Genomic DNA, 25,302 nt, shown 5'->3' on the forward strand with positions numbered 1-25,302 from the left:
ACGTGAGCGTCTCATTGTCATTGAGTAACTATAGTCGTACTGAATGCGGAAACGGGGAGGGACGTTACTTCTGGATGTACGCGTTCGACCACTCGTTACAGAGCGGTTGCTGGGTGAACGCGCTCGGCTCGTAATCTTTCACGTCCTTGCTCCACCCGGTGACGGCCTGCTCGGAGAACACAGGGATGTGGGGGTACAGCGACTGCCACGTCTCGGCGGCGTCGATGTACATCTTCTTGCGCTCGGCCCTGTCGTTCGTCCGGCGGGCCTGCCGAATCGTCTCGTCGACCTTCTGGAGTTTGTCGCTGTCCTGGGTCTGGTAGAGGTACGCGGCCGTCGCGTTCCCGACCACGTCGTCGTTCATGCCGCCTTCGTCGTTGCGCAGGTCCCGGAACAAGTAGTAGTAGAACCCGTCGGGGTCCTGTCCGCCCGACCAGCCGTAGATGTTCACGTCGAACTCCCCGGAGTCGAGTTCGGTGAGCCACTGGCCGATGGTGACCTCCCGGACGTTCGCCTCGATGCCGACCTTCTTCAGCTCCTTCTGGAGGATGATGGCCATGTTTTTGAACTTCGAACTGGCCAGCGACGATATCTTGAGCGTCTTGTCCATCCCGCCGCCGTAGCCCGCCTCCTTGAGGAGCTGTTTGGCCTTCTGGTGGTCCTTGGCCGGGTAGTACTTCTCCTTCCACTCCTTCCACGGGAACTCCCACGACTTGTTGACGTCCTTCGGCATGAAGCCGTACGAGCGCTTGCCGAGTTGCCCCTTCGTGGCCTTCAGAATCTCGTCGTAATCGACGAGGTACTGCATCGCCTCCCGGACTTTCACGTTGTCGAACGGCTTGCGCATCGAGTTGAAGATGAGGCCGTTGTAGTCGAAGTGGGAGATGCGCTTCATCTTGATGCCCTGTTCGGACTTGGCCTTCCCGATCAGGTTCTTCGGCACGGTGGCCTGATGGACTCCGCCGGAGGCCAGTTCGACGAACTGGACCTGCGGTTTGGGGATGATGCGCATCCGCACTTTCCCGAGGTTCGGCTTCTTGAGGAAGTAGTCCTCGTTGCGCGCCAGGTCGATGTGCGACGACGAGACGTGCTTGTCGAACGCGAAGGGACCGGAGCCGACAGGGTCCTGGCCGAACTTCTTCTGGCCCTTCTGTTCGGCGGCGCTCTTGGACACGATGCCCGCGTTCATCCCCGACAGCACCAGTTGGAACAGCGCGAAGGGGTACTTGAGGTTGAACGTCGCCTCGTACTTGCCCGACGCCTCGACGGTGTCGATGAAGTCGAGGTTCGCCTTGTTCGGCGACTTGTTCGCGGGGTCGAGCATCCAGTTGATGGAGTAGGCCACGTCCTCGGCCGTGAGCTCGTCGCCGTTGTGGAACGTCACGCCCTCCTTGAGCGGGATGACGAACGTCGTGTCGTCCTGCTGTTTGGGCTGTTCCTTGGCGAGGTGGGGCACGAACTTCTTCCCGTCGGGGCTGGGAAGGTAGAGCGTGTCGAAGATGTAGTGGAGGAAGCCGTTCACCCACGCGAGCTCGTTCATCCGGGGGTCGAGCGTCGTCGCGTCCTCGGCCGTCGTCCCGATGAACGTGCCGCCGCCCTGCACGTTCTGTTGCTGTTCTTCGGTCGTCTCGGTGCCGCCACCCATCGACTCCGCAGTCGTGGTGCCGGCACCGCCAGTGGTCGTCTCTTGGCCGCCGTCGCCGCCAGTGCAACCAGCCAGCACGCTGCCACCCAGTAAGCCCGAAGTCGCCAAGAAGCGACGCCGGTCGAAATTCGTACGTTTGTCAGTCATGATTGAGTACGGTCAACTCGAACCGTGATAACGGATAGCAAGTCGAATGGGGGTAAATAAGTGCGCCCTATTATGCTAGCGGTCAGCAACGACCTGCACCGAGAGTTCGTCGTACGCGCCCCGAGCGCGCCAGTCCGGAACGGCGAGGTACCCCGTGAACGCGACGGTTCCGGGGTACGCGACCCACTCGTCGCCGTCCCGACCTCGGCGGCGAATCCGGCCGTCCCACGTCGCCGAGAACGCCCGGCGCTCGCCGCCGCCGAGGACGGTCGTCCGGGTCGCCTCGGGCGGTTCGATGCCGCGCTCGTCGGCCTCCGGCGCGTCGTCCACCCGCCACCCCCAGACGCGACTGGTCGGGTGCGTGAGTCGGACCGAGACCGGAAGCCGGTTCCTGACCGCGACGACGAACCGGGCCGACTCGCCGACCGTCACGGTCTCGGGGCCGTGGACCGTCACCGAGAGCGCCCGGACCGCGAGCGACTCGGGGACGAGTCCGGCGGCCCACCCGGTACCGCTACCGTCGTCGTCGGAGAGTGAAAACTGCCGCATTCGTCGGGACAGTCGGACCGGCCCGACTAATTTGTTCGCCCCGACGACGCCTCCTCGCCTCGCAGGTCGTCGGGAATCCTGTCGTTGCCCAGCACGTCCTCGCAGGTCTCGCGCGCCCGAATCGACTCCACGTCGCCGGACTCCCGGACCAGCGCGACCGGGGGCTTCGGTTCGGCGTTGGTGTGGCTCGCGCTCCCCAGCGAGTAGGCCCCGATTCGGTCCACGACCAGCACGTCGCCGCGGTCGAGTTCCGGCAGGGCAACGTCCTCCTGAATCACGTCGCCGGTGTAACAGAGCGGTCCGGCGACGTGGTACTCCTCGGTCGGGTCGGCCTCCGAGAGCGCGTAGATGGGGTAGGGCCAGTACGACGAGACCGCGTTCGTCCCGGCGTCCAGCACCGCGAACGAGGCGTGGGGCGTCTCCTTCACGACGCCGACCTCGGCGAGCAGCGCGCCCGCGTTGCCGACGAGTCGGCGGCCGGGTTCGACGCAGAGGGTCGGTTCCGCGAGGTCGCGGTCGGCCGCCGCGCTCCGCACGGCGTCGGCCATGCTCGCCACGATGGTCTCGGTGTCAGGTACCTCCTCGTCGTAGGGGACCGGGAAGCCCCCGCCGAGGTCCAGCACGTCGATTTCGACGCCGGTCGCGTCGCGCACGTCGGCGGCGAACGACAGCATCTCGCGGGCCGCGACCTCGTAGGGTTCGACGCCGCGAATCTGGCTCCCGACGTGCAACTGGACGCCGACGAGTTCGACGCCCTGCGCTTCTACCGCGTCCTCGGCGACCGCCAGCGCCCGGCCCGACTCGATGTCCAAGCCGAACTTGCTCTCGCGCGTGGCGGTGGCCACCTCGGGGTGAGTGGGCACCTCCATCGCGGGATTGCCGCGAATCAGCACCTCGGCCTCCGTCCCGGTCCGGTCGGTCGCCTCCCGAATCTTGGCCAACTCCTGTTCGTTGTCCACGAGGAACCGCTCGACGCCGAGGTCGAGCGCGCGCTCCACGTCCTCGACGGGTCGATTCATCCCGGTCAGAAGCACGTCCTCGGGGTCGAACCCGGCGGCCTGCGTGGCGGTGAGTTCGCACCGAGCGTACGCCTCGGCGTGACAGCCCTCGTCGCGGAGGACCGACAGGACGCCGAGGTTGTAGTTGGCCTTGACCGCGAAGTGAATCGTGGAGTCGGGGTAGTGGTCGTCGAGCGCCGCCCGGACCTCCCGGTAGTTGCGCCGCAGGTCCTCCTCGAAGAAGGCGTACAGCGGAGTGTCGAACGCCTCGAACAGCGCGTCCCGGTGGTCGAGCAGTCGGGCCTTGCGTGCCGCTAAGTCCATAGTCGGTGGAGGGAGAACGGCGACAAAAGCTATCGACCTAGCATGCGGGGTCCCGAGGCGAGCGAACCCCGAGGCGGGCTACCGCGGACCGAGCAACTATCACGCTCGACTGTGAGACCTGTGGGCATGGACGAACCTGCCGTCCGCTTCGCGGACCTCGAAACGCTGGTCGCGGCGCGCGGGCCGCCGGGTGCGGAGTACCCCGTCGCCGACGCCTTCGCCGAACTGGTCGAACCGCACGTCGATTCGGTCGGGTACGACGAGATGGGCAACGTCGTCGCCACGAGCGAGGGCGACCCCGACGCGCCCGAGATTCTGCTCGCGGCCCACACCGACGAACTCGCCGTGCTCGTCGAGGACGTGACCGACGACGGCTTCCTGGAGTACGCGATGCTCGGGGGCCACTACAAGGGCAACTTCCCCGGCCAGCGCGTCCGGGTCGGACCGGACGGCGTCCTCGGCGTCGTCGGCCCGAAGTCCCGCCACTACATGTCCGGCGACGAGAAGGAGTCGCTGGCCGAGGACCTCGTCGTGGACGTGGGCGCGAGCAGTCGCGCCGAGGTCGCGGAACTGAACGTCGAACCCGGCGACCACGCGACGTGGGACCGCGAGGTCGCCGAACTCGCCGGCGACCGCGTCACGGGCCGGGCGCTCGACGACCGCCTCGCGCTCGCGGTCCTCCTCGGAGTCGCGCGCACCGCCGACACCGACGCCACGGTCCACTACGCCGCCACGGTGCAGGAGGAGGTCGGCCTGCGCGGCGCGCGGGCGACCGGGTTCTCGGTGGACCCCGACGTCGCGATTGCGGTCGAAATCTTCCCGGCCGACGACTACCCCGCGGGGGGCGACGACGGACCGGGGGTCGAACTCGGTGAGGGTCCGGTCGTGGAGTTCGGCGACGGCACCTCCGAGTACCTGTTCGGCGGCGTGCTGGTCGATAGACGGACGCGCTCGTGGCTCGAAACCGCCGGGGAATCGGCCGGGGCGTCGCTCCAGCAGGCCGTGATGATAGGCGGCACCACCGACGCCACCGAGTTCCAGCAGGTCCGGGGCGGGCGACACGCCGGAGCCATCGCGGTCCCCTGTCGCTACACCCACTCGCCGGTCGAGACGGTCTCGCTCGCGGACGCCCACGAGACCGCGGCCGTCCTCGCCGAGGCCCTCGAAACCCCGTTCCCGTCCCGCGACGAGGTCCGGTGGGGATGAGGCCCGACACGCCCGCAATCGACCGCCGCGACGAACTCGTCAAGTACGTCGAGTCCTACGCCGACCGCCTCGACGGCCGACTCGGCGTCTTTCTCGGATTCCCGCGCGGTCCCGACGAGTTCGACGTCGTGGCCGAGCGAAACGCCGAAACCGCCTTCGCCGCGGCGAGCACCATCAAACTGCCAATCCTCTACGCGCTCTACGACGAGTACGACGGCCGACTCGGGGACTTGGAGGAGAGCCGGGAAATCGCGGCCGAGAACCGGGTCGCCGGGAGCGGTCTCTACCACCTGCTCGACTCGACCGCCCCGTCGGTCGAAGACCTCGCTCGCGCGATGATAGCCGTCAGCGACAACGCCGCGACGAACGAACTCGTCGACCTCTTGGGGATGGACCGAATCGAGGAAACCGCGGCCGACCTCGGGATGGAGCGGACCCGCCTGCGCCGGAAGATGATGTCGACGGTGGGCGACAACGACCTCGAACTGACCGGCGACTGGCCCGCGGGCGAACCCGCGAACGCGACCGCGCCCGCCGACTGCGCCCGCCTGTTCGCCGACCTGATTTACCGGACGACGCTCTCGGACGCGGCCTACGACCGGCTTTCGGTCCCGCTCCGCGAGCAGAAGCACGCGATGCTGTTCCCGCGGTACCTCCCGATGGACGTCGAGCGTGCGCACAAGACCGGACAACTGCCGAGCGCCGCGCTGGATACGGGGTACGTCGAACCGCCGGCCGGAATCCGCCGCGGCGGATTCGGCCGACCCCCACTCCGACTCTCACTCCAACCCCGACCCTGTCACCGTCCCCGACCCCGACGACCCGCCCCTCGTCTTCGCGGTGTTCGCCGACGAACTCGCCGTCGGCACCGACGGGGCCGACGCCATCGCCGAAATCGGGGACGCGGCGTTTTCGTGGCTGTCGCGTCGGTCGGCGTGAGTCGCGGCGCGCCTCGCGCTCGCATCGCGTCGCCGAACTGATGGGACACTCGTTACCACGTCTCGACAACCGACTTACGGGAAGCCCCGAAAGGGGAGGACACGCCGAAAATCCCTCGCGCTGGACCGAGCGACCGACGAACCGACGACCGACCCGCAACCTTCAAAAACACCCTCTTCGTTTCGAAACACCATGGACCTCGCAGCCGACGACAGTATCACCGAGGGCGGCCTCCTCGGTCCGATGTTCAAGCTCGCGTGGCCCATCGTCGTCATCCAGCTGTTGCAGGTGACGTACAACATCGCCGACACGTTCTGGCTCGGACGGCTGTCGGCGGACGCGGTGGGCGCGCTGAGCCTCGCGTTTCCGCTCATCTTCCTGCTCATCTCCATCGCGGGCGGGTTCACGACCGCGGGGTCGATTCTGGTCGCCCAGTACACCGGTGCCGACAGCGAGGGGTCGGCCGGGGAGGTCGCGGGCCAAATCGTCTCGTTCGTCACGCTCTTGGCGCTCGCGCTGAGCGTTCTGGGCTACTTCGCCACCGAACCGATGCTCGGCGCGCTCCCGAGTCAGGCCCAGACGACCGACCAAATCGTCCCGCTGGCCCGCGACTACATGGAGGTGTTCTTCCTCGGGTTGCCGTTCCTGTTCGGCTTCTTCGTGTTCACGTCGCTGATGCGCGGGTACGGCGACACGCGGACGCCGATGCGCGTGATGTTCGTCTCGGTCGCGCTCAACGTCGTGTTGGACCCGCTGCTCATCTTCGGCTACGGGCCGTTTCCCGCGATGGAGATAGAGGGCGCGGCGCTGGCGACCATCCTCTCGCGGGGCGTCGCCAGCGCGCTGGGCTTCTACGTCCTGTTCGTGGCGAAGGCCGGGCCGGACGTGTCGGTCGCCGACCTCGTGCCCGACTTGGGGTACATCTGGGACATCGTTCGCATCGGCGTCCCCTCGACCGTCGAGCAGTCGATGAGCGCGCTGGCGATGATAACGCTGACCGCGATGGTGGTCCAGTTCGCGCCGCCGGTGGTCTCGGCCTACGGACTGGGTAACCGACTCGCGTCGCTGGTCTTCCTGCCCGCGATGGGACTCGGCCGGGCGACCAACACGATGGTCGGCCAGAACCTCGGCGCGGGCAAGTCCGACCGCGCGGAACGCGCGGTCTGGATAGCCGCCAAGGCGGGCGCTGGGGTGATGTTCGTCGTCGCGGTCGTCGCGGCGCTCGTCCCCGAACCCATCGTCTCGGTGTTCCTCGCGACCGGGAGCGAAGCCGCCCGCGAGACGGTCGCGTACGGTTCGACCTACCTCCGGGTTCGCTCGGTCGAGTTCGTCTTCATGGCGGTCCTGCAGGTCATGCTCGGGGCCTACCGCGGCGCGGGCAGCACCAAGACTGCGATGGTGTTCTCGATGGTCGCTCTCTGGCTCGGTCGGGTGCCGACGGTGTACTACCTCGCGTTCGTCGCCGACTTCGGCGCGACGGGCATCTGGATCGGGATGGCGCTCGGGAGCATCGTCGGCGGCGTCGCGGCCGCGCTCTGGTTCACCCGCGGGACGTGGAAGGAGACGGTCATCGACGAGGAGAAGGCCGAGTCCCCCGACGCCGACGCGCCGACCGCGGACTCGCCGGAACCGGACCTCTCGGAGACGGCCGGCACGGACGGAAAGTAACCTACGACTCGACTTCCGTTCCGACCTACAACTCGACTTCCGTTCCGATTTCTCGCCCTTCCGCCTCCTCGAAGACGTACTCTGCACTCGCGGCGTCCAGCACCGCGGTCCCGACGCTCTCGACCACCAGAATCTCGTCCTCGGTCTCTCGTCCGGCGCGCTCCTCGAAGACCGCCGAGAGCGGGATCAGGTCGTCCGCGGCGAGGTCCGCCGCCAGCGCGTCCCCGATTCCGGCGACCTCCTCGGGCACGTCGGCGAAGACGCGGGCCGCACGCTCGAACACCGCGGGAGCCAGTTCCTGCATCTCGGCGGTGTAGGCCCCGACCGCGACGACCAGCGCGCCGGGCGCGAGCGCGTCGGCCGGGAACACCGGCTCGGTCGCGGTCGTCGCCGTGACTACGACGGTCGCGTCGGAGACGGCCTCTGCTGGGGTTTCCGCGGTCTCGACGGGGACGCCCGACTCCCCGAACTCCTCGCGGAGGTCGGCGGCGCACTCGTCTTTCGAGTCGCTCGGCGAGTAGACGCGCACCGACCGGAGGTCGGTCGCGGCCGCGATTGCGCGGGCCTGCCAGCGCGCCTGCGTGCCAGCGCCGACGAGCGCGAGCGTCACCGGTCCGGTAGCCAACTCCGCCGCCGCGAGACCGCCGATGCACCCCGTCCGCGCGTTGGTGATTCGGGTCCCCGCGAGGTAGCCCGCCGGAAGCCCGGTCGCGGCCTCGGTCAGCGCAATTTGGGCGTTGACCGTCGGCAGGCCGCGCTGGGCGTTGCCCTCGTGGACGCCGACGAGTTTCGTCGCGTAGAAGCGCGCGCCGTGGAGGTACGCGGGCATGACGAGACCGGTTCCCGCGGGGGCCGAGCCGTCGCCTGCGAGACCCGCGCCGACCGGGAAGTGCGGCCGGTCGGGACGCTCGACGTCGCCCCGGCCCTGCTTGCGGAAGGCGTCGCGGACGACCTGCAGGAGGTCGGCGAGGTCGAGGCAGTCGGCCACGTCGCCGTCGGAGAGAACTCTGACCATGCCCGGCGGTTGGAGCCCGCGGGCGTTAGTCGTTCCCCCGGCGAACCGGAGGTTCAGAACGACTCGTCGGTGTTCTCGCCCTCGGTGTTCCCGGCGCCGCGGTCGGAGTAGCCCTGGCGGCCCACCGCGTCGGCGCTGACCCGGTTGAGGATGGCCTGCTCGACCTCGTCGGCCGACTCGAAGGTCTCGTCGCCGCCCGTGACCATGACCTCCCGAAAGCTCTCCTCGCCGTCCGAGAGTCCGATCTCGTAGTCGCCGAACTGCTCCATCAGTTCGTCGGCGTCCATCGGGTAGTCGGCGTCCCGCAGGTCGTCTTTCAGGTCGCCGAGTTCGAGTCCCATCTCGCGGCTGTCGTCGCCAGATTCGCTCATGGCGGGGCTACGCTGCGAACTCGAATAAGGCGTACGGCCCCCGCGCCCCGTCAACGAGTGCGTTCCGGGACTCTCGGCGGACGACCGCGTTTCGCGACTCTTCACGACCACCGACTTACGCGACTCTTCACGGACTACAGGACGCGCCGCGTCTGCGCTCGCGGTTCCGCGCGAGCGCAGATGCACGCGGGGAGGTTCGGGGCGCTGTGCTGTACGGTTGCGGGGCGGTCTTCACAGGAGTCGGCTTCAGTGCGGTTCGCGGTCGCAGTGCCGTCTAGTACGGTCGCCGCGATTCCACCGCCGCAACACGAACCTCACCCGGTCCGGAATCCACCGCCTACAAGTCCGCACGCGCCGACGCCACCGACATGGACCTCTTCGACTCGACGTGGACCGACGCCGACGCGGCCGCGACCGACCTCGCGCTCCTGCCGGTCGGGAGTACCGAACAGCACGGTCCCCACGCGCCGCTCGGGACCGACGTGCTGACCGCGGAGGCGGTCGCGGAGGCGGGCGCGGCGGCCTACGACGGCGAGGTCGTCGTCGCGCCGGCGATTCCGGTCGGCGTGGCCGAGGAGCATCGCCAGTTCACGGGCACGCTATGGGTCAGCGAGGACACCTTCCGGAGCTACGTCCGGGAGACCGTCGCCAGCCTCGCGCACCACGGCTGGGACCGGGTGGTCCTCGTGAACGGCCACGGCGGAAACGTCGGCGCGCTCCGGGAGGTCGCGGCGACCATCGCGCGCCACGACGCGGCCTACGCCGTCCCGTTCACGTGGTTCGAGGCGGTCGGCGACCACGGCGACGACATGGGTCACGGCGGGCCGCTCGAAACCGCGATGCTCCGGCACGTCGCGCCCGACCTCGTGCGCGAGGAGCGCGTCGAGGAGGCCCGCGAGGGGTCGAGCGACGGCTGGGGCGAGTGGGTCAGCTACGCGAATCTGGCGGTCGATTCGGCGGAGTTCACGGAGAACGGCGTCGTCGGCGACCCCGCGGCGGGGCCGGCGGAACGCGGCGAGGAGTTGCTGGAACTGGCGGGCGAGGCGCTGGTGTCGCTGTTGGCGGCGGTCGAGTCGCGGGACGTGTCGCTCCCGCCGCACAAGTAGGGGTCAGGTGACCGGTCGGCTGGTCGGTGTAGGTCGGGGGTCGGTCTGGTTGGGCCGTGCGGCGGTCGCTCGCGCCGGGCCGAACCGCTACTCGGCGGCCTCGGCTTCCTCGGCGCTCTCGTCGTCGGCCTGCGCTTCCTCCGACTCGTCGGCGTCGGTCTCGTCGTCGGCGTCGTCCGCCTCGGTCCCGTCCGCCTCCTCTTCGTCGGCGCTCTGGAGTTCTTCGAGGGTGTTCTTCAGTCCCGGAATCGTGCTGGTGAGGTCGCCGACCTGCGACTTGGCGTCCTCGATGTCCTCGATGGCCTCGCCGACGCGCTCGATTTCGGCTTCGAGGTCGTCGGCGTCCTCGAACGCGTCGGCGCGCTCGCCCATCGTGTACCACTTCTTGGCGTCGCGGAGGTGGTCCTCGGCGTCGCCGGTGTCGAGCGCCGACCGGAGCGCGTTCAGCGCGCCGAGGGTGTTGTCCGCCTCGACGTTCCAGACGTCGTCGGTGTCGGGGAGCGAATCGCTGGCCTGTTGCAGGCTGGCCTCCACGTCCTCGCGGACCTCGTTGGCCGCCTCGCCGAACAGCTCGTCCTCGTCGAGTGTCGATTGGCTCATACGTTGTCGTTCGGCGCGATGCCTTTTAAAGCCACGCCCGAAACCGAAAGTGAAACCCGGCAACTCGTCGGGGACTCGTCGCGCCGAACCGAAAGCGACGACCCGACTCGGCGAACTGCGGCCGGATTCGGTCGGGCACCCCGCCGGCGCGTCGGGGCGTCGCGTCCGGCCGGTGGGTACGACCGAACCGACGGGGCCGAATATTTATCACCAGTCAGAAGAAAGATACGCGCATGGAGGACATTTTCGTCGGACGACTCATGTCGTCGCCCGTGAAGACGGTTTCACCCGACACGAAGGTCCACGTCGCCGCCGAGACGATGCTGGACGAAGGTATCGGTTCCGTCGTCATCACCGACGACGACGACGGCCAGTTGCTCGGCATTCTCACCGCGACGGACTTCGTCCACATCGCGGCCGAACAGCGCTGGGCCACCGACGCGACGGTCGAGAACTACATGACGACCGACGTGACGACGACCGACGCGAACGCCGAGGTCCGGGACATCGCGGACCTGATGATAGAGGAGGGCTTCCACCACGTCCCCGTCGTGGACGACGACGAGGGCGTCGTCGGGATGATCACGACGACGGACATCACGGCCTACATGTCTCACGTCCAGACGCCCAGTCCGTCGTAAGCGGACGATTTCTCGGTCACGAACGCTCTCTTTCGAGACCGCTGGTCAGCCACTGCGTCGCACGGATTGTCACCGTCCACGGAGTTCCGCGAATTCTCACTGTCCGGGGAGTTCCGCGAACTGTCACCGACCACAGGATGCGCCGGAAGACAAACCGCGTCTTCCGAGCCTCGTCTCACTTCGTTCGACGAGACACCGCACGCTCGGCCGCGCTCGCGGTTCTGCGCGGCCGAGCGTGCAACCGGGGAGGTTCGGGGCGCGGTCTGCGGTGCGGCCTGCGATATGGTCGCGGTTGCGGTCTAATTGGCGTCGGTAGAAGCGCGTCTCGGCCGCTCCCCGAAGTCGAACTTGCACGAAGCAAAGCTACCACTAGCCATCTAAGACATAGCTATACAATCATCAAAGAAACCTCTACCTAATTCACTGACTCGACTTTCATCAGCGGGTAGCCGTCCTCCATCGCCATCGAAGTCACGACTTCGACGCCCTCGTGGTCCACGATGATTTCGACCTCCATGAACCGGCCCGTGAGTTCGGTGTACCCGCCGGTCATCTCCTCCCGGAGCTTCTCGGCCAGAATCTCGACGGTCACGGACTCGGCGAACGGCTGGTTCTCGATGGACTCCTCGATGGCGGTTTCGAGGCTCGGCGCGCTCTCGGGGCTGACCGGCGTCCCGGCGAACTGGTGGTAGAGCGCGCCGAACTTGATGCCCGCCTCGAAGCAGGCTTCTTCGGCGTCGGTGGGGTCCGAGTCGGTCCGGCCCGAGTCGGTCTGGTCGCGGTCGCTGTCGTCCATGCGCGACTCGACGCGCGCCGCGGGAAAAAGCCGCCCGGTCCGTGTGGCTGTCTGTTCGTCCGGTCCGTCCGTCGGTCCGACGCGGGTCCCGTCCGTCCGTCGCCCGACGGACCCCGCCCGTGCGCCGGTCCAACACAGAATACCTATCAGTCTCCGACACCTCCCTTACCTATGGACTACGCATCTAACCTCGACAGAGCCATGGACGCGACGCCCGATTTCGAGGGGCAGAGCGAGCGATTCAGCTACCCCGACGCCGCCGCGCAGAAGGACGGCGCGTTCACCCGACTCACCAACCTGAGCGACATCGCCGACGCGCTCGGCCGCGACCCCGAACACATCCACAGCGCGCTCCAGCGCGAACTCGGGACCAACGGGAAACTCGAAGACGGCCGCGCCCGCTACAACGGGACCTTCTCCGGGTCGGACCTCGACGCCGCGATCGACAGCTACGTCCAGGAGTTCGTCCTCTGCTCGGAGTGTGGCCTGCCGGACACCCGCCTCGTCCGCGAGAACCGCAACCTGATGCTGCGCTGTGACGCCTGCGGTGCGTTCCGCCCCGTCACGAAGCGCTCGACGTCCTCGCAGAATCAGAACCGAGAGGCGGTCGAAGAAGGGTCCACCTACGAGGTCAAAATCACCGGTACCGGTCGGAAGGGCGACGGCGTGGCCGAGAAGGGCAAATACACCATCTTCGTGCCCGGCGCTCAAGAGGGCGACGTGGTGCAGATTTACATCAAGAACATCAGCGGCAATCTGGCGTTCGCGCGACTGGCGTAATCTCCTCGGTCCGAATTTCTCGTCTTCTCTTTGCTCTCTACTCGGTCTCTTTTCTCTCTACTCGGTCAGCGGCAGGACGACGCCGAACACGAGCGGCGAGAGCAACGCGCCGAGCGTTCCGATTATCTCCAAGTCCACGAACAGCGCGTCCTCCCACGCCGGGAGCGTGAGGTGCATCGCCGACGCGGTGAGTTCGCCGCCCGCCCCGACCGCGAACAGCGCGAGACTGAGCAGGAACCCCGTCTTGGCCAACCACTGGTAGTTCGGGTTTCCGTATCGACCCATGCGTTCGGCTCCGGCGGGATCCGAGAAAAACGTTGCCGTTCTCTATCGGTTCACAAAAGACGTTTATATGCCCAATTCGTCTGTCGTCGCAATGTACGAACTGCTCGCGGAACTCGGTACCGAAGCATTCGCGGTCGTCGCGTACGCGCTGGGGACGGTCGCACTGTCGCTCTTCGGACTCGTCGCGGAGTACAACAGCCTCCAGCGATTCGTCGGCGGCGACACGTTCCTCGCCGGTTGGTTCGCGGTCATGGGCATCGTGGCGCTGGCGTTCGCGGCGCAACTCGGCCGCGAGCGACTCCTGCCGCGCCTCGCCGCCGACTGACCCGCACCGAATCGTACCTTACTTATCATCCGATTCCCTCTCTCCACCTGAATGGACGACCCAGTCCTGCTGACGGGCGCGGAGGGCCGCGTCGGGCAGGCCATCCTCTCGGACCTCTCGGCGGAGTACGAGTGGCGACTCCTCGACCGGGACCCGCCGACGCGCGACACGGACCACGAGTTCGTCGTCGCCGACATCACCGACGAGGAGGCCGTCCGCGAGGCCGTCGAGGGCGTCGGGGCCATCGTTCACCTCGCGGGCGACCCCCGCCCCGAAGCGCCGTGGAACAGCGTGCTGAGCAACAACATCGACGGCACCCGGAACGTGCTGGAGGCCGCCGTCACCGAGGGAGTCGAGAAGGTGGTGTTCGCCTCGTCGAACCACGCCGTGGGGGCCTACGAGACCGACGAGCGCACCCCCGACATGTACCGCCCGAGCGACGACTACCGACTCGACGGGACGGAACTGCCCCGCCCCTCGAACCTCTACGGCGTCAGCAAGGCGACCGGCGAGGTGCTGGGTCGGTACTACCACGACGAACACGGCCTGAGCGTGGTCTGCGTCCGCATCGGCAACCTGACGAAGAACCACCCGCCGAAGGATTACGAGCGCGGGCAGGCGATGTGGCTCTCCCACCGGGACTGCGCGCACCTGTTCGACCGCTGTCTGCAGGCCGACTACGACTACGAAATCGTCTACGGCATCTCGGACAACGACCGGAAGTACTACTCCATCGAGAACGCCCGCGAGGTGCTGGGCTACGACCCGCAGGACAACTCCGCCGAGTTCGCCAACGCCGAGTGTTGAGCGCACTCAGGCGTCGAACAGCCCTTCCACGTCCTCTTCTTCGTGTCGGCGCTTGCCGACCGCGCCCTCCAATCGCTGGAAGATTATCCCGCGATTCGCCTCGTCGCGCGCGAAGTCCATGACGAACGTCACGAACTGGCTGGTCGCCTTCTCGTCGTCCAAATCGGCCCGAGCGTACTCGACGGCTCGCTCGACTACCGCCTCGTCGTAGCCGTACTCCTCGGCCAACACCTCGGCGACGACCGCGCAGGCCCCGAAGCGCAGGTCCTCGGGCCGGAGCGCGACGCCCTCGTGGGTCAGTTCGGGCGGCGCGACGCGTTCGACGTGTTCGGGGTCGCCGGCGACCGCTCGGAGGTAGTCGCGCACCGCGCCGACGTTCACGCTCCGGTAGTCTTCTGGGAGGTCGGCGAGGTAGCCCGCGCCGCTCTCGGCGAGACCCCGGACCCCCGCCCAGTTCGCGTCCTGCGCGTGATGGACCGACGCGGTGAACTGGATGAGTCCGTGGAGCAGTCGCTCGTCGTCGCTCCCCGACTTCAGGTCGAGCCAGCGGTCCTCCCACGCGTCGTGGGCCGCGTGGAACTCGCCGTCGTTGTAGATGGCGACCCCGGCCCGGAGGTGGTCGTCCGCACCGTCCCGGCCGTCGCCCCCGTCACTCCGGAGTTCGTCGTCCATGCGCCCCGATTGGGCGTCGGCGAGCAAGTGCGTTCGGACTCGAAAGCGTCAACTGGCCCGCGCGAGACTGTCGGCCCGATGAACCGCCGCCAGTTGCTCGCGACCCTCGGCGGTGTCGCCCTGTTCGGCACCGCCGGCTGCGCGACGAACGCCTGCTCGCCCTCCCAAACCGCCGGATTCGACCCGCCGCCGACGGCGTGGCCCCGGCCGCGCTTCGGTCCGACGAACGTCGCGTCGTCGGACGCCTCCACGGACGGACCGACACCGCGCGGTCCGCCGGACGACCCCGAGACGGCGTGGACCTGCGACCTCCCCGACGAGGCGAGCGACGGGGGCGCGACCAGCGCGCCGGTCGTGGCGGACGGGACCGTCTACGTCGCCACCGGCCTCCCCGGTCGGTACCGGCAGGACGGCGCGGACGGCTACCTGTCCGCAATCGACGCCGCGACCGGCGAGCGGCGCTGGTCGAACCGACTCCCGAAGGGCGCAACCGGGCCGCCGACGCTCGTGAGCGACCGACGTCGAGTCGTCGTGGGCGCGCGCGACGACACCCTCCGGGGGTTCGACCCCGCGGGCGAGAAGCGGTGGGAGATAGGCTTCGACTCGCCGCCGAACACCCCGGCAGTCGTCGGCGACGCGGCTTACGTGACCACGGCGGACGGAACCGTCCGGGCCGTCGCGCTCCCGAGCGGCGACGCCTGCTGGACGCTCTCCCAGAAGCGCCCGAGAGACCACCTCGGCTTCGGTCGGGCGTACCGCTCGGGGGCCAAACCGGCGGTCGCCGACGGCGTGGTCTACGCCCCGACCGCGACGGCCGACGACGAGAAGAGCCACGGCGTCCGGCGGGGTCGCCTGCTCGCCATCGACGCCGAGTCCGGCGAGCGACGCTGGCAGTACTGGTTCGACACCGACCAACTGCCGCGCCCGCCCGCAGTCCGCGACGGCACAGTCTACGTCGCGGGGGGCGACGCGCTCCACGCCCTCGACGCCGAGTCGGGCGAGCGTCGCTGGTCGTTCGCTACGGGATACCGGGAGACCAGCGCCCCGGCGGTCGCCGACGGAACGGTCTATTTCACCTCGAAGAACGTCTACGGCCTCGACGCCGACACCGGCGACGAGCAGTGGCGACACGTCAATCTGGCTACCGTCGGGTCGATGACTCACGACGACAGGACCGCGCTGACCGACGCGCCCGCGGTCGCCGACGGGACGGTCTACGTCGCGGTCGGCGCGCTCGACGCCGAGACGGGCGACGAACGGTGGGGCGAGTTCGGGAATCGCCCGGACAGCCAGTACTTCTACCCGACGGAACGCGACGACGTGGCCGCGGACGGTCCCGCGCTCGCGGACGGCGCGGTCTACGTGGCGACGACGTACGGCGAGGTTCACAAATTCGGGAGCGGGAGTGGTGACGCGTGAGACGGCGCGCGCTCCTCGCGACCTGCGGCGCGGCGCTTTCGGCGGGGTGTGCGGGTTGGGGACCGCTCGGCGGTCCGACCGGCTCGGGCTGTGAACTCGCGGACGGCGTGCCCGGCGACGCGGCGTGGACCTCGGCGCGCGGCGGCCCGCGAAACACCGCCTCGTCGCCCGCCGACCGGACGCCAGCGCCGCCGTTCTCGATTTCGTGGACGTTCTCGATTCCGGGCGTGACGGGCACGCCCGTTCCCACCCCGGCCGAGGGAACGGTGTTCACGTCCGACCTCGACTCGGGCATCTTCGCAATCGACGCCGAGACGGGCGCGGAGCGCTGGCGCGCGTCGGTCTCCGACCCCGGCGCGGTCGCCGTCGCGGACGGCACCGCGTTCGTCGCGGGCGAAGAGGGCGTCCTCGGGTTCGACGCCGCGACCGGCGAGAAACGCTGGCGCGCGGCAGTAGCGACGACCTACGACGGGTCGCCGGTCGTCGCGGACGGGACCGTCTACGTCCCGGCGGGCCTCTCGCTGGTCGCGCTCGACGCCGCGACCGGCGCGGAGCGCTGGCGCTACACCACCGGACTCTCGACCGAGGCACCGCCCGCGGTGGGCGACGGCACGGTCTTCCTCGGCGACGGCGACGCCTACGTCTACGCGCTCGACGCCGCGACCGGCGCGGAGCAGTGGCGATTCAAGACCGGCGGAAGGGTCGAGTGCGCGCCCGCGCTCGCCGGCGAGACGGTCTACGCCGGGTCGCGGGACGGCCGGGTCCACGCGCTCGACGCCGCGGCGGGTCGGCGACGCTGGTCGTACGCGACCGACCGCGGCGTCGAGAGCCTCACGGTGGGTCACGGCATCGTCTACGCCGGAACCCGCGAGCGACTCCACGCGGTCCGCCGCGAGTCGGGCGCGCGCTGCTGGCGCTCGGACCGCTACGTCAGCCAGTACTCCGGCGGCCCGGCGGTCGGCGGCGGCTACGTCTTCGCCTCGACCGACGGCGGCACCGGCCGGAGGGACTTCACCGACACGAGAATCGGCGCGTTCGAGGCCGGGACCGGCGAACTCGTCTGGCAGTTCGGTCCCGTTGACCGACAGGTGGACCTCGGTCCCGCGATAGCCGACGGGGCGCTCTTCTCGGCGGGCGGCGGCGCGGGAAGCCTCGCCGTCGTGCGCCTCGACCCGAAGTCGGGGTAGCGCGATAGCTGGCGGACGTCGAAACGAACGCCCCGACGAAGATTCGAGGTCGTGCGAGAGACAGCGACGAGTCTCGCGAACTTGCTCCGCGAAAACGTCCTGACGGAGATTTGAACTCGCCGAGGCGGTCCGGGCGTGTGGCGCTTCGCGCCATTCCGGGCGTGCGACTCGTCTGCTCAAATCTCCGTAGTTGGAGTGTCCGCGACGCAGACGACTCGCTTCGCTCGTCGTCGTCGTTGCGTCGCGGCAGAAACGTCCTGACGGAGATTTGAACTCCGGTCCCTGGCTCCGCAAGCCAAGAGGATAGTCCACTACCCTATCAGGACTCATCTCTACGTATGCCGGTTCTACTTATAAGGGTCACGGTCTGACCGCGTAGTGGCACGGCGGCACAAACTCAAATCCGTATTTTTCCATCCGTGAAGACTATGAAACTCTGTGCCGTGGGTTCCAGTATGAAACGACGAGAGGCCCTCGCACGACTCGGCGGCGTCCTCGCGGTCGGTTCGCTCGGCGGCTGTCTCGCCCAGTCAGGGGGCGGCGCGGAAACCCCCGAAACCGAGACGACCGGCGAGGAGACCACAGCGGACCGAACGACCGGTCAAGCGACGACCACCGAAGCAACGACCAACGCGGAGACTCGGACGACCGAAGGCGGCCGGACCACCGAATCGACCGGAGGAAGTGCGATAACCGGGAAACGCTTCGAACTCCTCGATTCGGGGTGCGGTCAGCCGACGAGCGAGGCCAGCGTCGAGTTCGCCGACGGCGGGTCGTCGGTCGTCGTCACCGGAACGATTCCGGGGTCGAACGACTGCTACCTCGCCAAACTGGTGGACGCGAGCTACGACTCTGAGACCGGGACGCTCGACCTGACCGTCGCGTCGATGGCGAAGAAGGGAGCCGACATGTGCGCTCAGTGCATCGTGGAGATAGAGTACGAGGCGACCGTCTCGTTCTCCGGCGACGGACCGAAGCGCGTGACCGTGACCCACTCGGCGATGGGGAAGTCGAAGACCGTCGCCACCGCCGAACCGAAGTGAGGCGTCGCCACGCCGGTCGAGTGAGCGAAGATTTATAACCGAGGCCGGGACCAACTCGGTCCGTGACTCACCGACTGCCGCGACCGGACACCGGACCGACCGACGCGCCGAAACCGCCCGACGAGAGCGTGACTCGCCCGCGCTCTCTGCAAAGACAATACTTAAGCGCGGGCCACTCTTGCGATACGATACGATTATGGGCGCGATAGAGGACGTTCACGCCGACCTCGACGCCGACGTATCTCTCGAAGAGTTCCGCGAGGCGGTCGAGGAGAAGGTCGAGCAGATGGGCGGTCTCGCCGACGAGGAGACGGCCGCGATGCTCATCGCCCACGAACTGGACGAGGAGGGCGGAGAGGTCGAGACCGTCGCCGACATCGAACCGGGCATGGAGGAGGTCAAGTTCGTCGCCAAGGTGGTCGGCGTCGGCGACGTGCGGACCTTCGAGCGCGACGACGAGGACCGGGAGGACGGCCGGGTCCTGAACGTCGAAGTCGCCGACGAGACCGGTTCGATTCGCATCACCTTCTGGGACCAGCAGGCCGACGCGGGCGAGGAGGAACTGGAACCCGGCGACGTGCTCCGCATCGCCGGCCGCCCCAAGGACGGCTACAACGGCGTCGAGGTCAACGTGAACGACGCCGAACCCGACGACGAGACCGAGGTGGACGTGCCCGTTCAGGACACCTACCGCGTCGAAGACCTCTCGCTGGGCGTCTCGGACGTGAACCTTCGCGGGAAGGTGCTGGACACCGACGCCGTCCGGACGTTCGACCGCGACGACGGGTCGGAGGGGAAGGTCGCCAACCTGAAACTCGGCGACGAGACCGGCCGCATCCGGGTGACGCTCTGGGACGAGCGCACCGAGGCCGCAGAGCGACTCGACCCCGGCGTCTCCGTCGAGGTCGTGGACGGCTACGTCCGAGAGCGAGACGGGAGTCTGGAACTCCACGTCGGCAACCGCGGCGCGGTCGAGGAGATAGACGAGGAGATAGCCTACGAACCCGAGACCGCCGACATCGCGGACCTCGAAATCGGCGACGAGGTGGACCTCGGCGGCGTCGTGCGCGAGACCCAGGAGAAGCGCACGTTCGACCGCGACGACGGCTCTGAGGGGCAGGTCCGGAACATCCGCGTTCAGGACGGGACCGGCGACCTCCGGGTCGCGCTCTGGGGCGAGAAAGCCGACGTGGACGTGGCTCCCGGCGACGAGATCCAACTCGCCGACGTGGAGATTCAGGACGGGTGGCAGGACGACATCGAAGGCTCCGCCGGGTGGCAGTCCACCGTCACCGTCCTCGGCGAGGCCGACCCCAGCGCGGGGTCGGCCGGAGGCGACGATTCGAGCGCCGACGCGAACGACGGCACCGGACTCGACGCCTTCGGGGGCGACGACGGCGCGAGCGCGTCCGACTCGGCGGACGCTGGCGCGAGTGCGGACGCCGGCGGTACAGACGGCGACGCCGGGAGTGAAGACGGCGAGTTCGTGGAGTTCACCGGTACCGTCGTCCAAGCCGGCGACCCGATAATTCTGGACGACGGCGAGGAGACGGTCAGCGTCGCGTCGAACGCCGACGTGACGTTGGGCGAGAAAGTGACCGCGCGCGGCGAGTTGCACGACGGCACGCTCGACGCCGAAGACGTGTTCTGAAATCGAAGTCGGACCCCTCGCCGCCGGACGCCTCCGTCAGCTCTCGAAGGGTTCCTCGTCGCGGTGGTTGTCCGCGTTCTCCTGGTCGGCGGCGGCGTCCTCGCGCGCCTCGTCCTCCTCGACGCGCGTCTCGTCTTCGAGTTCCTCCTCGCGGGCCTTCTCGGCGTCCTCGGCGTCTCCGTCCTCGGACTCCTCGCCCGGCGCTTGCTTCTCCTCGGCCATCTCGCGCTCTCGCTCGCGGGGATCGTCGTCGGACATGCGTGCGTTTTCCAGAGCCAGCGACTTCAGATTGCTGGCAGATTCGCAGTGCCGCGCTCCACCACGGTTTCCCTTCCGCGATTTTACCCGAGTAGCGGAGCGCACACCGGCCGCGACGCCGAACCTACGCGTGCCGGACTGAAGCGTGAGAAAGCCGCGCTCCGCTCGGCCACTGAAGGCCGCCAGAGAGACGGCCGCAGGTTCCTCGAACAACGCTTTGGAAAGAACTAAGGGCGCGAGATTCGCGGCATTGGATATGAGCGTCGAGTTGCCGTTCGCACCGGTAGACACGATAATCAGACGGAACGCTGGCGACCTCCGAGTCAGCGCCGACGCCGCCGAGGAGTTGGCGCGTCGGATTCAGGACCACGGCGCGGACCTCGCCATCGACGCGGCCGAGAAGGCCACCACGGACGGGCGCAAGACCCTGATGAGCGACGACTTCGGCGTCGGGCAGGTCGTGGACAAGGAGGACCTCGAACTCCCCGTCGCGCCCGTGGACCGCATCGCGCGCCTCGAAATCGACGACAGCTACCGGGTCGCCATGGACGCCCGCATCGCGCTGGCGGACATCCTCGAAGACTACGCCGACAACGTCGCCAAGGCCGCCGCGGTCCTCGCGCGCCACGCCGACCGCCGAACCGTGAAGGCCGAGGACATCGAGACCTACTTCGAACTGTTCGGCTGAATCGTTCGCGCTCGACTCGGCGGCCGCCGGCGTCCGCGCCGCGAACCGCCGCCGCTCGATTCGAGCGCGGTCGAAATCCCCGCCGCGGTCGAAGCGGTTAAATTCCACAGCGTACGATTGGAACACGTGCTACCGACTACCGAATCCCACACGGTGGGAGGAGCGACCGACCAGTAATTCATGAACTTCGGCTACAGCGAGGAGTGTCTCGCCCACGACACCGGCGAGCGCCACCCCGAGACCCCCGACCGACTCCGCGCCATCAAGGAGCGACTCGCCCGCAAGCACGGCGTCGAGTACGTCGAATCGAGTCCCGCGACCAGCGACTGCGTCGAGGCCGTCCACGACGCCGACTACGTCGCGGAGTTCCGCGAGTTCTGCGAGACGGGCGGGGGCAACTGGGACCCCGACACCGTCGCGGTCGAGGCGACGTGGGACGCCGCGCTCCGGTCGGCCGGACTCGCCTGTTGGTCGGCCGAGACCGCCCTCGACGGTGACGACGGCCGCGACACACCGTTCTCGCTCGGGCGACCGCCGGGCCACCACGCGGTCGAGGACGACGCGATGGGCTTCTGCTTCTTCAACAACGCCGCGGTCGCGGCCCAGCACGTCATCGACTCGGACGACACGGACGCCGCCAGCGTCGCCGTCTTCGACTGGGACGTGCATCACGGCAACGGCACGCAGGACATCTTCTACGACGCGGGCGACGTGTTCTACGCCTCGCTCCACGAGGAGGGTCTCTACCCCGGCACGGGCGAAATCGAGGAGACCGGCGAGGGCGAGGGCGCGGGCACGACGCTCAACGTCCCGCTCCCCGCAGGCGCGGGCGACCCGGAGTACCGCGACACCTTCGACGAGTTGGTCGCGCCCGCCTTCCGCGAGTTCGACCCGGACCTGCTGGTCGTGAGCGCTGGGTTCGACGCCCACCGCCACGACCCCATCTCTCGGATGCGGGTTTCGACGGAGGGCTACGGCATGCTGACCGCGCGTGTCCGGGACCTCGCCGACGACACCGACGCCGCGCTCGCGTTCGTCCTCGAAGGCGGGTACGGACTCGACACCCTCTCGGAGAGCGTGGCCGAAGTCCACGAGACCTTCGACGGGAAGCGGCCGCTGACGCCCGACGAGGAGGCCAACGACGACGTGCGCGAGCTAATCGCGGAGGTTCGGGCGTCGCATCCGGTGTTGGAGGAGTAGCGTTTCGACGTTCTCGGAGGCGTCTTCGATAGCTCTTCGTCGCCGAGAGCCGAAACAGTCCGACCTAACTCGCCGCGTCGTGGAACTGCCGGCGGACTCGCCGGAGTCAGAAGGAGATTCTCGACGGCCTTTCGGCGACCGCCGAAGCGCGAACTCGCACGGATTATTCGTCCGGGTCCACCCGCGCCAGTCGCATCGCGTTGCCCGTCACGCCCAGACTCATCCCCATGTCGCCGACGACGATGGCGACGGCGACCGAGACGAGACCGAGCGGCGCGCCGACCGCCAGCACCGCCTTGACCGCGAGGCTGGCCCAGATGTTCTGGCGGATGACGCGGTTGGCCTTCCGCGAGAGCCGGTAGAGGTAGGGCACCTTCCGGAGGTCGTCGCCCAGCAGGGCGATGTCGGCCGTCTCGATGGCGGTGTCGGTCCCGGCCGCGCCCATCGCCACGCCGACCGTCGCGGCGGCCAGCGCGGGCGCGTCGTTCACGCCGTCGCCCACCATCGCAACCGAGTCGTAGCGGTCGGTCAACTCCTCGACGACCTCGACTTTCTGCTCGGGCAGGAGTTCGGCGCGGAACTCGTCCACGCCGACTTCCTCGGCCACCGCGCGGGCCGTGCCCTCGTTGTCGCCCGTGAGCATCACCGTCTCGATGCCGAACGACTGCAAGCGCGCAACCGTCTCCGCGGCGGCCGGACGCACTTCGTCGGCGACGGCGAGGACGCCCTCCAGTTCGTCCGCGGTGCCGACGAGGACGACCGTCTTGCCCTCGCGCTGGAAGCGGGGCACCACGTCCGCGAGCAGGTCGAGGCAGTCCTCGCGGTCGTCACACCGGCTCTTGGCCGCCGCTTGCGCGACCATCTCGCCGCCGTCGGTCGCTCGCCGGCCCCCGTCGGTCGAGAGGTGGACGTGTTCCAAGTCGAAGCCCAGTTCCTCGAAGAGCGCGGGCTTGCCGGCGTAGTGGGTCACGCCGCCGAGGTCGGCGCGGACGCCCTTCCCGGTCAGGCTCTCGAAGTTCTCGATGGGCCGGTCCTCGCCCGACTCGTCGTGGGGGTCTCCGGCGCCGTGAGCGTACTCCACGATGGCCTCCGCGAGGGGATGTTCACTCCGACGTTCGAGGTCGTGGGCACACCGCAGGAGGTCGGCCTCGTCGGTGCCGTTGAGCGCCACGACGTCGGTCACGGCCAACTCGCCCGCGGTCAGCGTCCCGGTCTTGTCGAAGGCGACGGCCTCGACCGACCCCATCGATTCGAGGTGCGGGCCGCCCTTCACGAGGACGCCGTTGCGGGCCGCGCTGGTGACGCCCGAGACGACAGAGACCGGCGTCGAGATGACGAACGCGCAGGGGCAGGCCACCACGAGCAGGGTCAGTCCGCGGACGAACCACTCGCGGAACGCGCCGCCGAGGACGAGCGGCGGCCCGAACGCGGTCAGCAGGGCCGCCACGACGATGATCGGCGTGTAGTAGGCCGCGAACCGCTCGATGAACTGCTCGCGGTCGGTCCGGTCGCGCTGGGCGTCGCCGACCAACTCGACCACCTGCGAGAGCGTCGTCTCGTCGGCCTCGGCGGTCGCCTTGACCTCCAGATACCCCTCCTGGTTGACCGTCCCGGCGTACACCTCCGCGCCGGGCGACTTGTCCACGGGGACGCTCTCGCCCGTGATGGGGGCTTGATTCACCGCGCTCGCGCCCTCCACGACCTCGCCGTCAACCGGAATCTTCTCGCCGGGGCGGACGACGACGACCTCGCCGACCGCGACCTCTTCGACGGGGACCGTCTCTTCGCGTTCGCCGTCCGCTCCGTCCGCACCGCGCTTGACCGTCGCGGTGTCGGGCGAGAGGTCCATCAGTTCCCGGACCGAACTGCGCGCGCGGTCCATCGAGAACCGTTCGAGCAGCTCCGCGACGCTGTAGAGGACCGCGAGCGTCGCCGCCTCGAAGTAGAGTCCGACCGCAACCGCGGCGAGGACGCCGGTGCCCATCAGTAAGTCGATGTCGAGGCTCAGCGTCTTCGCGGAGTAGTAGCCGTTCCGCAGAATCTCTTGGCCCGCGACGGCCGCCGCCAGCAGGAGGAAGACCGACGAGAGGTGGAACTCGCGGCCGACCGCGGCAAACAGCAGGACGTCGGCGCTCGTCACGAGGAACTCGAGGAGCAGGCCGACGACCATGAGTGCGCCCCCGGTCCACGTCTTGAGCGCGCGCGAACTCGTCCAGACCCCGCTTGGTCCTGCCACGTCCGGGCCGCTCTCGCCGTCAGCCTCGGCGTTCGCGACGTCGTAGCCCGCGCCCTCTATCGCGGCGACGACCGCCTCGCGGTCGGCATCGCCGGTTACGAGGACCTCGCCGGTCGCCGGATGCGTCTCGAACGACTCGACGCCAGCAACCCCGTCGAGGGCGTTCTCGACCTTGCCCGCGCACGACGGGCAGTCCATCTCCGGGACGGAGAAGCGGCGCTCGCCGTCCGCACCCGCTGCGTCGCCTTCGACCGCGTAGCCCGCGGCTTCGACGCGCTCGCGGACGGCCGCGGCGTCGGTCTCCTCGCCGTCGTAGGCGACCCGGAGCGTTCCGGTCGTCGGTGCCGGGTCGGTCTCACGCACGCCGTCGAGTCGCTCGACGCTCGCGGTCACCTTCCCGGCGCAGGACGGGCAGTCCATCTCGGGGACCGAGAGACGGACCGTCCGTTCGCGCTCGTCGGTAGTCATCGTCCCGTAGTAGTCGCCGAGGAGTTATTAATCGCACTGTCAGCAACCCCGCTCGAGATGAGAGAAATTGATAATCAGAGCGGTCTGAGTTAATACCGACGGAGTAATCACCGCTTCCCGTCGGTTCAAGCACACATTTCCCCCGTCACCAGACCGTTCACGAGCGTTCATTGCGTTACAGACCGGTCGTAACCGCGAACAATTCCCAACCGTCTGTCCTGCTTATTGTGAATACTCCACAAACGTAGATCGATGAGCGCCATCGAAACGGGACTGGA

Annotated in this window: 25 protein-coding genes and 1 tRNA gene; 14 read left to right on the forward strand and 12 right to left on the reverse strand. The window is 68.4% G+C overall.

Going from position 1 to position 25,302, the window contains the following annotated elements:
• Positions 1–64: 64 nt before the first annotated feature.
• The 3 genes from M0R88_RS08420 to lysA form a co-directional block, all read right to left on the reverse strand.
• A complete protein-coding gene (locus tag M0R88_RS08420; RefSeq protein ID WP_248656493.1) occupies positions 65–1,792 on the reverse strand; it encodes an ABC transporter substrate-binding protein in 1,728 nt (575 codons plus the stop codon).
• A 75-nt stretch (positions 1,793–1,867) separates the two neighbouring features.
• Positions 1,868–2,341, reverse strand: a complete 474-nt coding sequence (locus M0R88_RS08425) for a DUF7974 family protein (protein ID WP_248656494.1) — start codon at positions 2,339–2,341, stop codon at positions 1,868–1,870.
• Positions 2,342–2,367: 26 nt separating this feature from the next.
• Complete coding sequence (gene lysA, locus M0R88_RS08430; RefSeq protein ID WP_248656495.1) at positions 2,368–3,663, reverse strand: diaminopimelate decarboxylase; 1,296 nt, start codon at positions 3,661–3,663, stop codon at positions 2,368–2,370.
• Positions 3,664–3,789: 126 nt separating this feature from the next.
• On the opposite strand from lysA, the gene M0R88_RS08435 reads away from it, so the two are divergent.
• The 3 genes from M0R88_RS08435 (at position 3,790) to M0R88_RS08445 (ending at position 7,476) form a co-directional block, all read left to right on the forward strand.
• Positions 3,790–4,869: a M42 family metallopeptidase gene (locus M0R88_RS08435; protein ID WP_248656496.1), complete on the forward strand. Its 1,080-nt coding sequence runs from the start codon at positions 3,790–3,792 to the stop codon at positions 4,867–4,869.
• Positions 4,866–5,849: a serine hydrolase gene (locus tag M0R88_RS08440; protein WP_248656497.1), complete on the forward strand. Its 984-nt coding sequence runs from the start codon at positions 4,866–4,868 to the stop codon at positions 5,847–5,849. Before M0R88_RS08435 ends, M0R88_RS08440 begins: the two co-directional genes overlap by 4 nt.
• Positions 5,850–6,000: 151 nt before the next feature.
• On the forward strand, positions 6,001–7,476 hold the full coding sequence (locus tag M0R88_RS08445) for an MATE family efflux transporter (RefSeq protein ID WP_248656498.1): 1,476 nt from the start codon (positions 6,001–6,003) through the stop codon (positions 7,474–7,476).
• Between the two features lie 25 nt (positions 7,477–7,501).
• Here the strand turns inward: M0R88_RS08445 and M0R88_RS08450 are convergent, their stop codons facing one another.
• The gene (locus tag M0R88_RS08450) at positions 7,502–8,491 is read right to left on the reverse strand and encodes an ornithine cyclodeaminase family protein (RefSeq protein ID WP_248656499.1); all 990 of its coding nucleotides are present in this window, start codon (positions 8,489–8,491) and stop codon (positions 7,502–7,504) included.
• Between the two features lie 53 nt (positions 8,492–8,544).
• Entirely contained in the window at positions 8,545–8,862 is a 318-nt protein-coding gene (locus M0R88_RS08455; protein ID WP_248652078.1) for a DUF5789 family protein, read from the reverse strand.
• A gap of 368 nt (positions 8,863–9,230) precedes the next feature.
• Between M0R88_RS08455 and M0R88_RS08460 the strand changes: the two genes are divergently transcribed.
• Positions 9,231–9,968 (forward strand): creatininase family protein, encoded by a 738-nt coding sequence (locus M0R88_RS08460; RefSeq protein ID WP_248656500.1) that lies wholly within the window; start codon positions 9,231–9,233, stop codon positions 9,966–9,968.
• An 87-nt stretch (positions 9,969–10,055) separates the two neighbouring features.
• Here M0R88_RS08460 and M0R88_RS08465 read toward each other — a convergent pair whose 3' ends face one another.
• Positions 10,056–10,568, reverse strand: coding sequence for a DUF5790 family protein (locus tag M0R88_RS08465; protein ID WP_248656501.1), 513 nt, complete (start codon positions 10,566–10,568; stop codon positions 10,056–10,058).
• Positions 10,569–10,801: 233 nt separating this feature from the next.
• Between M0R88_RS08465 and M0R88_RS08470 the strand changes: the two genes are divergently transcribed.
• The gene (locus tag M0R88_RS08470) at positions 10,802–11,209 is read left to right on the forward strand and encodes a CBS domain-containing protein (RefSeq protein WP_248656502.1); all 408 of its coding nucleotides are present in this window, start codon (positions 10,802–10,804) and stop codon (positions 11,207–11,209) included.
• A 415-nt stretch (positions 11,210–11,624) separates the two neighbouring features.
• Here M0R88_RS08470 and M0R88_RS08475 read toward each other — a convergent pair whose 3' ends face one another.
• Entirely contained in the window at positions 11,625–12,005 is a 381-nt protein-coding gene (locus M0R88_RS08475) for a dihydroneopterin aldolase family protein (protein WP_248656503.1), read from the reverse strand.
• 171 nt (positions 12,006–12,176) lie between these two features.
• On the opposite strand from M0R88_RS08475, the gene M0R88_RS08480 reads away from it, so the two are divergent.
• The gene (locus tag M0R88_RS08480; protein WP_248656504.1) at positions 12,177–12,785 is read left to right on the forward strand and encodes a translation initiation factor IF-2 subunit beta; all 609 of its coding nucleotides are present in this window, start codon (positions 12,177–12,179) and stop codon (positions 12,783–12,785) included.
• Positions 12,786–12,842: 57 nt separating this feature from the next.
• Here M0R88_RS08480 and M0R88_RS08485 read toward each other — a convergent pair whose 3' ends face one another.
• Positions 12,843–13,070 carry a DUF7860 family protein gene (locus tag M0R88_RS08485; protein WP_248656505.1) on the reverse strand — a complete coding sequence of 76 codons (228 nt, stop codon included), beginning with the start codon at positions 13,068–13,070 and terminating at the stop codon, positions 12,843–12,845.
• A 91-nt stretch (positions 13,071–13,161) separates the two neighbouring features.
• Between M0R88_RS08485 and M0R88_RS08490 the strand changes: the two genes are divergently transcribed.
• Both M0R88_RS08490 and azf read left to right on the forward strand, forming a co-directional pair.
• Positions 13,162–13,395: a DUF8151 family protein gene (locus M0R88_RS08490; protein WP_248656506.1), complete on the forward strand. Its 234-nt coding sequence runs from the start codon at positions 13,162–13,164 to the stop codon at positions 13,393–13,395.
• Between the two features lie 51 nt (positions 13,396–13,446).
• Entirely contained in the window at positions 13,447–14,202 is a 756-nt protein-coding gene (gene azf / locus M0R88_RS08495; protein WP_248656507.1) for an NAD-dependent glucose-6-phosphate dehydrogenase Azf, read from the forward strand.
• 6 nt (positions 14,203–14,208) lie between these two features.
• Here azf and M0R88_RS08500 read toward each other — a convergent pair whose 3' ends face one another.
• A complete protein-coding gene (locus M0R88_RS08500; protein ID WP_248656508.1) occupies positions 14,209–14,874 on the reverse strand; it encodes a DUF309 domain-containing protein in 666 nt (221 codons plus the stop codon).
• A gap of 78 nt (positions 14,875–14,952) precedes the next feature.
• Between M0R88_RS08500 and M0R88_RS08505 the strand changes: the two genes are divergently transcribed.
• Both M0R88_RS08505 and M0R88_RS08510 read left to right on the forward strand, forming a co-directional pair.
• Positions 14,953–16,293, forward strand: a complete 1,341-nt coding sequence (locus tag M0R88_RS08505) for an outer membrane protein assembly factor BamB family protein (protein ID WP_248656509.1) — start codon at positions 14,953–14,955, stop codon at positions 16,291–16,293.
• Positions 16,290–17,480, forward strand: coding sequence for an outer membrane protein assembly factor BamB family protein (locus M0R88_RS08510; protein WP_248656510.1), 1,191 nt, complete (start codon positions 16,290–16,292; stop codon positions 17,478–17,480). The genes M0R88_RS08505 and M0R88_RS08510 overlap by 4 nt, the downstream gene beginning before the upstream one ends.
• A 253-nt stretch (positions 17,481–17,733) precedes the next feature.
• On the opposite strand, the gene M0R88_RS08515 is transcribed toward M0R88_RS08510, so the two are convergent.
• Positions 17,734–17,806 (reverse strand) — tRNA-Arg (locus M0R88_RS08515).
• 129 nt (positions 17,807–17,935) lie between these two features.
• Here M0R88_RS08515 and M0R88_RS08520 point away from each other — a divergent pair.
• Together M0R88_RS08520 and M0R88_RS08525 are read left to right on the forward strand one after the other, a co-directional pair.
• The gene (locus M0R88_RS08520) at positions 17,936–18,523 is read left to right on the forward strand and encodes a hypothetical protein (RefSeq protein ID WP_248656511.1); all 588 of its coding nucleotides are present in this window, start codon (positions 17,936–17,938) and stop codon (positions 18,521–18,523) included.
• A gap of 196 nt (positions 18,524–18,719) precedes the next feature.
• Positions 18,720–20,174, forward strand: a complete 1,455-nt coding sequence (locus M0R88_RS08525) for a single-stranded DNA binding protein (protein WP_248656512.1) — start codon at positions 18,720–18,722, stop codon at positions 20,172–20,174.
• A 36-nt stretch (positions 20,175–20,210) separates the two neighbouring features.
• On the opposite strand, the gene M0R88_RS08530 is transcribed toward M0R88_RS08525, so the two are convergent.
• Positions 20,211–20,432, reverse strand: coding sequence for a hypothetical protein (locus M0R88_RS08530; RefSeq protein WP_248656513.1), 222 nt, complete (start codon positions 20,430–20,432; stop codon positions 20,211–20,213).
• Between the two features lie 256 nt (positions 20,433–20,688).
• On the opposite strand from M0R88_RS08530, the gene M0R88_RS18710 reads away from it, so the two are divergent.
• Positions 20,689–21,120, forward strand: coding sequence for a histone family protein (locus M0R88_RS18710; RefSeq protein WP_303649959.1), 432 nt, complete (start codon positions 20,689–20,691; stop codon positions 21,118–21,120).
• A 180-nt stretch (positions 21,121–21,300) separates the two neighbouring features.
• Complete coding sequence (locus M0R88_RS08545) at positions 21,301–22,320, forward strand: histone deacetylase family protein (protein WP_248656514.1); 1,020 nt, start codon at positions 21,301–21,303, stop codon at positions 22,318–22,320.
• Between the two features lie 163 nt (positions 22,321–22,483).
• Here M0R88_RS08545 and M0R88_RS08550 read toward each other — a convergent pair whose 3' ends face one another.
• Positions 22,484–25,024, reverse strand: coding sequence for a heavy metal translocating P-type ATPase (locus M0R88_RS08550; protein ID WP_248656515.1), 2,541 nt, complete (start codon positions 25,022–25,024; stop codon positions 22,484–22,486).
• Between the last annotated feature and the right edge of the window lie 278 nt (positions 25,025–25,302).

Source organism: Halorussus gelatinilyticus, from assembly GCF_023238445.1.
Classification (GTDB): domain Archaea; phylum Halobacteriota; class Halobacteria; order Halobacteriales; family Haladaptataceae; genus Halorussus; species Halorussus gelatinilyticus.

What these genes read in the sequence shown, in the direction of transcription:
- M0R88_RS08420 (WP_248656493.1), bottom strand. Translation starts at nt 1,792, where the DNA reads ATGACTGACAAACGTACGAATTTCGACCGGCGTCGCTTCTTGGCGACT.
- M0R88_RS08425 (WP_248656494.1), bottom strand. Translation starts at nt 2,341, where the DNA reads ATGCGGCAGTTTTCACTCTCCGACGACGACGGTAGCGGTACCGGGTGG.
- lysA (WP_248656495.1), bottom strand. Translation starts at nt 3,663, where the DNA reads ATGGACTTAGCGGCACGCAAGGCCCGACTGCTCGACCACCGGGACGCG.
- M0R88_RS08435 (WP_248656496.1), top strand. Translation starts at nt 3,790, where the DNA reads ATGGACGAACCTGCCGTCCGCTTCGCGGACCTCGAAACGCTGGTCGCG.
- M0R88_RS08440 (WP_248656497.1), top strand. Translation starts at nt 4,866, where the DNA reads ATGAGGCCCGACACGCCCGCAATCGACCGCCGCGACGAACTCGTCAAG.
- M0R88_RS08445 (WP_248656498.1), top strand. Translation starts at nt 6,001, where the DNA reads ATGGACCTCGCAGCCGACGACAGTATCACCGAGGGCGGCCTCCTCGGT.
- M0R88_RS08450 (WP_248656499.1), bottom strand. Translation starts at nt 8,491, where the DNA reads ATGGTCAGAGTTCTCTCCGACGGCGACGTGGCCGACTGCCTCGACCTC.
- M0R88_RS08455 (WP_248652078.1), bottom strand. Translation starts at nt 8,862, where the DNA reads ATGAGCGAATCTGGCGACGACAGCCGCGAGATGGGACTCGAACTCGGC.
- M0R88_RS08460 (WP_248656500.1), top strand. Translation starts at nt 9,231, where the DNA reads ATGGACCTCTTCGACTCGACGTGGACCGACGCCGACGCGGCCGCGACC.
- M0R88_RS08465 (WP_248656501.1), bottom strand. Translation starts at nt 10,568, where the DNA reads ATGAGCCAATCGACACTCGACGAGGACGAGCTGTTCGGCGAGGCGGCC.
- M0R88_RS08470 (WP_248656502.1), top strand. Translation starts at nt 10,802, where the DNA reads ATGGAGGACATTTTCGTCGGACGACTCATGTCGTCGCCCGTGAAGACG.
- M0R88_RS08475 (WP_248656503.1), bottom strand. Translation starts at nt 12,005, where the DNA reads ATGGACGACAGCGACCGCGACCAGACCGACTCGGGCCGGACCGACTCG.
- M0R88_RS08480 (WP_248656504.1), top strand. Translation starts at nt 12,177, where the DNA reads ATGGACTACGCATCTAACCTCGACAGAGCCATGGACGCGACGCCCGAT.
- M0R88_RS08485 (WP_248656505.1), bottom strand. Translation starts at nt 13,070, where the DNA reads ATGGGTCGATACGGAAACCCGAACTACCAGTGGTTGGCCAAGACGGGG.
- M0R88_RS08490 (WP_248656506.1), top strand. Translation starts at nt 13,162, where the DNA reads ATGTACGAACTGCTCGCGGAACTCGGTACCGAAGCATTCGCGGTCGTC.
- azf (WP_248656507.1), top strand. Translation starts at nt 13,447, where the DNA reads ATGGACGACCCAGTCCTGCTGACGGGCGCGGAGGGCCGCGTCGGGCAG.
- M0R88_RS08500 (WP_248656508.1), bottom strand. Translation starts at nt 14,874, where the DNA reads ATGGACGACGAACTCCGGAGTGACGGGGGCGACGGCCGGGACGGTGCG.
- M0R88_RS08505 (WP_248656509.1), top strand. Translation starts at nt 14,953, where the DNA reads ATGAACCGCCGCCAGTTGCTCGCGACCCTCGGCGGTGTCGCCCTGTTC.
- M0R88_RS08520 (WP_248656511.1), top strand. Translation starts at nt 17,936, where the DNA reads ATGAAACGACGAGAGGCCCTCGCACGACTCGGCGGCGTCCTCGCGGTC.
- M0R88_RS08525 (WP_248656512.1), top strand. Translation starts at nt 18,720, where the DNA reads ATGGGCGCGATAGAGGACGTTCACGCCGACCTCGACGCCGACGTATCT.
- M0R88_RS08530 (WP_248656513.1), bottom strand. Translation starts at nt 20,432, where the DNA reads ATGTCCGACGACGATCCCCGCGAGCGAGAGCGCGAGATGGCCGAGGAG.
- M0R88_RS18710 (WP_303649959.1), top strand. Translation starts at nt 20,689, where the DNA reads ATGAGCGTCGAGTTGCCGTTCGCACCGGTAGACACGATAATCAGACGG.
- M0R88_RS08545 (WP_248656514.1), top strand. Translation starts at nt 21,301, where the DNA reads ATGAACTTCGGCTACAGCGAGGAGTGTCTCGCCCACGACACCGGCGAG.
- M0R88_RS08550 (WP_248656515.1), bottom strand. Translation starts at nt 25,024, where the DNA reads ATGACTACCGACGAGCGCGAACGGACGGTCCGTCTCTCGGTCCCCGAG.